This is a genomic window from uncultured Hymenobacter sp. (genome assembly GCF_964242765.1).
Lineage (GTDB): Bacteria > Bacteroidota > Bacteroidia > Cytophagales > Hymenobacteraceae > Hymenobacter.
The window spans coordinates 21,059-27,208 of record NZ_CAXTBM010000068.1; the positions used below are offsets into that span (position 1 = coordinate 21,059).

The window sequence follows — 6,150 nt, forward strand, 5'->3', positions numbered from 1 at the left end:
TCCGTAGAAGGCGATAATAGGCCACTCATCTAACTACACCTCTTCGCACTATGCCTCGCTTCTTGTTTCTTTTTTTGCTGCTCATATCAACCGGAATGAGTTTGGCTGTACCCGCTGCTGCTCAGTCAGAATCGGCAGCTCAATCAGCGGAAGGACTACCGGCCCGGCCTTCTCCTTTCCGCTTCGTAACCGACGAAGCCAAGCTACTTAGTGCTGCCGACGCCGAAACTTTGGAAAGCGGCCTGCGTCGCTACGCCGACAAAACGGGCACCCAAATAGTGGTGGTAACGGTGCCTACGCTAGGTGGCCGCACGGTGGCCGACTACGGCCGGGCGCTTGGCCAAGCCTGGAGCGTAGGCCAGCGCGACAAAAACAATGGGATTGTGCTACTGCTATCAGGGCAAGAGCGCAAAGTCACGATTCAGCCGGGCTCGGGACTGAAAAGCGTAATTACGCCCGAGTTAACGGCCCGGGTTATCAACGAGCAGATGACGCCTAGCTTCAAGCAAGGCAACTACTTTGCCGGAGTACGTACCGGCTTGAACACGCTGATGTTGGCGGCCAACCCCGATTCCAATCCGCAGAAAAACCAATCGGCTTCGGCTACCACCCCTGCTCCGGCCACGGGAGGAGCAGCCGGAACGGGAGCAGCGGGTAGCAGTTCTCCCTTGAATGCCGAGGACCTAGCGGCCACCGATAACACCCCCACAACCGAGCCTTTTACGCCGCAATCAACAGTGCCGGCACCCCAATCATCGGGTTTAGGCATCGGAACGCTGGCCATTGGAGCACTGCTGATTGGCGGGGTGATGTGGGTGTTGATACGGCTGTTTCGGCGTAAGTCACAGACTGCGGTGGCCCCCAACAACGCACCCGACTTTTATGGCAACCGCCCCAATGCCCCAACTGGCGGCAACAACAACCGGGGTGGGGTGCCTCCGCAACAGCAGGGACCTGACTTTTATGGCAACCGCGGCCCCGGAATGGGCGGCAGCGGGTTTGGCGGTGGCATGGGTGGCGGTATGGGCAGCGGCATGGGCGGTATCCTCGCAACGGGTGCCGCCGCCGCGGCCGGAGCCTACCTAGGTAATCGGATGGCTTCCGGAGGCCACGATGAATCCGGGAACGGCTTAACGGACCACGGCAATAGCCCCGCGTCTCTCGACCCCGGTGCTACGGGCCTAGCAGGTGCTGCTGGAGCAGCCGGTGGCGCTTCGTCGGCAGATGAATTTCCGGCGTTTGGCGGTTCCGCAGCTAATGATGCGGCCCCCGATTATTTCTCAGACGACTCGGGCGTCGACAATTCCTCGCCTGACTATTTCTCCTCAGACGATAACGCTTCCTATGATGATATGTCATCGGATGACACTGGCGGAGGCGGCTTCGACAGCGACGACGACAATAGCGGCTCGTGGTAAACTAGCCTGCTAGCAGTGCAAACAGCCGCCCAAATCCAAAGTATTGAGTTGCAGCACGGAAATCGACCAGGTCACGCAATACGAGCGCAGATAACATTTTGCTTGTTGCTTTGTCTGTGTTGCGTCCTTATCATCTGGGAGGTCCAAACACCATCCGGATTTCCATGAGCAACTAGCCGCATTCAGATAGCAAAAGCAAGAAGCCTTGAAGGTATCTTCAGGGCTTCTTGCTGCTTCAAGCAATGGCGCCTTACGTGTGCGCCTCCTGATTTAGAAGGCAATTGCTGAGCGTACTACCAAGATTACTGACCGGCAGCCACTTAAGTCCGAAGTGTGCGTATGTGGCACTGCATTCCAAGTCCTTCCTCCACCGTTTTTCATTTCTATGCAGCCTTCCTTACCTACTCGTCCGCCGCAGCCTAAGGTTATTTTTTTCGATGTCAACGAGACTTTGCTGGATATGAGCAAATTGAAGCGGACGGTCGGCAAATCCTTCGGCAACAAGTTCGCTTTTCAACAGTGGTTTGGCTTACTCCTTCAATATTCGCTGGTAGACACCGTAACGGGCTCTTACCATCCGTTCAGCGCCATAGCGGAAGCGGCCCTTGACATGACGGTTACCAAGCTAGAAGGGAAGCCCCTCAAGCCCGCCAAGAAGCGCGAAATAGTGCAGCTGCTAACGGAGCTGCCAGCGCACAAGGACGTTCCGAAAGGACTGGCTATGCTACTAGACGTAGGTATTCGGCTAGTGGCTTTCAGCAATTCCACCCGCCCGGCGCTGGATGAGCAACTGCGCTACGCCGGCATCATTCATTACTTCGAGCAAGGCCTGAGCATCGACATCGGGCACCGCTACAAGCCTCACCTGGATACGTACCAAGCCGCCGTGCAAACGGCGGGAGTACAACCAGCCGAAGCCGCTCTGATAGCCGCGCAAGGCTGGGACGTAGCAGGCGCCTTGCATGCCGGACTGGCCGCGGGCTTTATTGCCCGGCCCGGTCAGGAGCTGTACCCTTTGGCGCCCCCTCCCACCTACCAAGGCAAGACGTTAGTGGAGGTAGCCAAGCAGATTATGGGGTAGCGTGCTTTGTGTTGCAAGCAGCCGGAAGCTTGTCGGTAAGGCAATTGAAAGTGCGTACTCAAGCAACGGTAGATTTCATTTAATAATCTTGTTTGACGCTATAAAAAACTGCGCTTTTAAGTGAAACCTCTGTTTTTTTCGAATCGTAAATGGCATCGTTGTTTGTTTCACTTAAACTTTCAACGTCATGGCTATTCAAAAATTTCAAGATTCCTTCTCTGACATGGCATCGTCGAATTTCAGCACGATGCTCGACCGGTTCTTCAACGATTCGCTGGCCTCGCGGGGGCGCGTCAACAGCTTTTCGCCCCACGTTGATGCCTACGAAACCGAGAAGAGTTACGAAATAGAAGCTGCCTTGCCTGGCATGAAGCGGGAAGACATCAAGGTGGACTTTCACCAAGGTCGCCTGACCATTGCCGGGGAGCGGCAGTTCCGCAACGAGCAGAATCAGCGCCGCTACCACATGGTAGAAAGTTCGTTCGGGTCTTTCCAGCGCTCTTTTCAACTGCCTGATACCGTAAACGCCAGCGGCATAGACGCTTCTTTCGAGGACGGTGTGCTACGAGTGAGTGTGCCGAAAGACGAGCAGAAAACGATGCGCCACCAGATTCAAATCCGGGGTGAGCAGAATTCTGCTGCTAACAACAGCACGAGTAGCGGGCAAATTTCGGAGCGTGTAGGCCAGCAAGCTACCGATGTGGCCGTGCAGCAGTCCGGCAACGGGCAAAACACTAACGGCAACACCGACGCCCAAAAGAAAACCAACACGCCGAAGCAAGCCACTGAAACAAACAATCGGCGACAAACCGCCGGAACCATTTCCTAAATAGGTAACTCCCTGCTCGGTATTGCACAAAGCCCCTCCGCAGAAAGAGGGGCTTTTGTTTTGCGTGGTGATGCTAGCTCAAATGGCTTCTCAGGTAAGATCAGGAAAACCGATTTTGCTTGCCAGCCGCCGTAGCTGCTGCGGTATTTTGGGATTCGCTGCAACCAAGGCAATAATTTCTTTATCTGCTTTGTAGCGCTCCACTTGAGCTATTGTTGCCGACACCTATTACTTTAGCCCGTCCGGAACCCTACAGCTTCCTCCAGCTCCTTCGTGCGTCCATGCTTAGCCAATCTGTACTTGAAGTTCCAGTTCTGGAAACTGCTCGCCTGCTCTTGCGTGGCTACAAGCCTAGCGACTTCGCCGAATACGTAACCATGTGGGCCGACCCAAAGGTGTATCGCTACCTAAGTCCACGGCCCATGCTGGAAGAAGAAGTGTGGGGCACTTTGCTACGCAGCGTCGGCCACTGGACCCTGATGGGCTACGGCTTCTGGGCCGTGGAAGACAAAGCATCGGGCCGTTTCATTGGGGTAGTTGGCTTTGCCGATCCTAAGCGCAACATCGTGCCGGCCAGCAATGGCGCCCCAGAAATCGGGTGGGTACTAGCTGCCTCTGCGCACGGCCAAGGCTACGCCACCGAAGCTGTGAAGGCGGCTATTGCCTGGGCCGATGCTCACTTCGGGCTCGTTCGCACGGTGTGCATTGTGCACCCCAAAAACGAAGCCTCCTTGCGGGTAGCCCGTAAATTCGGGTACCAGGAATACCACCGTACCACCTACCACGACCAGCCCACCGTGCTGCTGGAGCGGGTTCAGTAAGAAAGCGTTGGCTACTATTGCTGATGTGCAGTCCTTTAAAAGAAGGTACCCACCCCTTTCTTATTGTCCGGGAGCGAACCCAGAGAACAAGGAAGGGTTAGGGTCTATCTGTGTAGAAGAGTAGACAGAGACAGGCGGTGCGGAAATGCCAAAAAATCAGCCACTTGCCCTTGCCGCTCATCACTGAATAAACTGCGGACGAATTAAGTTTTCAAAGGTGAATATTTCGTCCCATTTAGCCTGCGAAAGCAGTTGACGCTCGGTTACGGCTATATCGTACACGTTTTTGCCGGTGCGCAACGCTTCTTTGGCAATTTCGGCCGAGGTTTCGTAGCCGAGCACTGGGTTTAGTTGCGTAACGATGCCAATGCTATTGCGAACCAGCTTCTCAGCGTGCTGGGCGTTGGCTGTAATGCCTACCACGCACTTCTCGCGTAGCGTATGGCATGCCCGAGTTAGGTAGGAAATGCTGGTAAACAAGGCAAACGAAATAACCGGCTCCATCACGTTCAGTTGCAACTGCCCGGCTTCGGCGGCCATCGTCACCGTCAGGTCGGCTCCGATAACGTAGAAAGCAGTTTGGTTGACCACCTCCGGCACCACCGGATTCACCTTGCCCGGCATAATACTAGAACCCGGCTGCAACGGCGGCAGATTGATTTCAAACAAGCCGGCCCGAGGACCAGACGAGAGGAGCCGCAAATCGTTGCAGATTTTGGAGAGTTTTACGGCCGTACGCTTCAGCACCCCCGACAACTGCACATAAGCGCCCGTATCATACGTGGCTTCTATCAAGTCGCCGGCCAGCACCAAGTCTAGTCCGGTGATGTTGCGCAGGTATTCAGTTACCTTTTCTCCGTAGCCGGAGGGGGCATTAACCCGGGTGCCAATGGCCGTGGCGCCCATGTTGATTTCACTGATTAGGTTACGGCTATCCTGAATGCGCAGCAGTTCCTCGCGCAGGTTGGTGGCAAAGGCCTTAAACTCGTCGCCCATGCTCATCGGCACGGCATCCTGAAGTTGGGTACGGCCCATTTTCAACACGTTCCGAAACTCTTCCCCTTTCCGGGCAAATGCGTCGGCTAGCTCGCCTAGGGCTTGGCTATAGCTTTCCAGCTTGTTATTGAGAGCAATGCGAAACGCCGTCGGATAAGCGTCGTTGGTGGACTGAGAGCAGTTAACGTGATTGTTGGGGTGGCAAAATTCATATTGCCCTTTGGGCTTGCCCATTAGCTCCAACGCTACGTTGGCAATAACCTCGTTGGCGTTCATGTTCACCGAAGTGCCAGCGCCACCTTGAATCATATCGGTTAGAAATTGCTGGTCCATCTCGCCCGCAATAACCCGGTCGCAGGCCCGCGTGATGCAGTCGGCAATGGCTGGGTCCAACACGCCCATATCACGGTTGGCCATGGCGGCGGCCTTTTTTACGTAGCCAAGCGCTTGCACAAACAGCGGTTCCGACTTCAGCGGAATGCCCGTAATATTGAAATTTTCGAGCGCCCGCAGCGTTTGGATGCCGTAATACGCATCGGCCGGAATAGCCCGTTCACCTAGAAAATCGTGTTCAAGTCGGGAAGTAAGCATAGGTGGGAAGTAGGAGTGGAGCCTCTTCTACGGAAACGGTAGAGCTACGATAAGTTTGGCAACCACAACTCCCATCCATTTGCTTTACAAGCGCGGAAACCCTGAGCGCCAGCAACTGCCCTGACCTGCTACTGACCACAAACCGCAAGATCAGCAGGTGAAACCAGCATCACTGCTTAGTTTCACCTGCTGATCTTGCGGTTGCGCGCCTGCCGTGGCAGTGTCGTTTATTTCTTAGGCTCTTCCGTTTTCTGATCGTTCAGGCTCCAGTCGTAGGCGTAATAATCCATAACGAACCAGGTGGGGACGCGCTTATCAGCGCGAAACTGATTGACATACGCCACGCCAGTTTTACCGCTGGTGCCGAAATCAGCTTCGTACCACTTAAAGATTTCGGGCAGCATCACAGTTTTG

General features: G+C 54.9%; 5 protein-coding genes and 1 pseudogene. 4 read left to right on the forward strand and 2 right to left on the reverse strand.

The genetic code is table 11. The features are described from left to right. Window positions 1-50 precede the first annotated feature (50 nt). The 4 genes from ACFE7X_RS21125 to ACFE7X_RS21140 all read left to right on the forward strand — a co-directional run bounded on the left by ACFE7X_RS21125 (window position 51) and on the right by ACFE7X_RS21140 (window position 4,149). The gene (locus ACFE7X_RS21125) at window positions 51-1,418 is read left to right on the forward strand and encodes a TPM domain-containing protein (protein WP_375437675.1); all 1,368 of its coding nucleotides are present in this window, start codon (window positions 51-53) and stop codon (window positions 1,416-1,418) included. Window positions 1,419-1,803: 385 nt separating this feature from the next. Then, entirely contained in the window at window positions 1,804-2,499 is a 696-nt protein-coding gene (locus ACFE7X_RS21130; RefSeq protein ID WP_375437676.1) for a haloacid dehalogenase type II, read from the forward strand. A 187-nt stretch (window positions 2,500-2,686) separates the two neighbouring features. After that, window positions 2,687-3,328 carry an Hsp20/alpha crystallin family protein gene (locus tag ACFE7X_RS21135; protein ID WP_375437677.1) on the forward strand — a complete coding sequence of 214 codons (642 nt, stop codon included), beginning with the start codon at window positions 2,687-2,689 and terminating at the stop codon, window positions 3,326-3,328. Window positions 3,329-3,609: 281 nt separating this feature from the next. Further along, window positions 3,610-4,149, forward strand: coding sequence for a GNAT family N-acetyltransferase (locus tag ACFE7X_RS21140; protein ID WP_375437678.1), 540 nt, complete (start codon window positions 3,610-3,612; stop codon window positions 4,147-4,149). Between the two features lie 180 nt (window positions 4,150-4,329). On the opposite strand, the gene aspA is transcribed toward ACFE7X_RS21140, so the two are convergent. Next, the gene (gene aspA / locus ACFE7X_RS21145) at window positions 4,330-5,736 is read right to left on the reverse strand and encodes an aspartate ammonia-lyase (RefSeq protein WP_375437679.1); all 1,407 of its coding nucleotides are present in this window, start codon (window positions 5,734-5,736) and stop codon (window positions 4,330-4,332) included. 227 nt (window positions 5,737-5,963) lie between these two features. Continuing rightward, window positions 5,964-6,150: pseudogene (locus ACFE7X_RS21150) on the reverse strand (hypothetical protein); the annotation flags it as partial.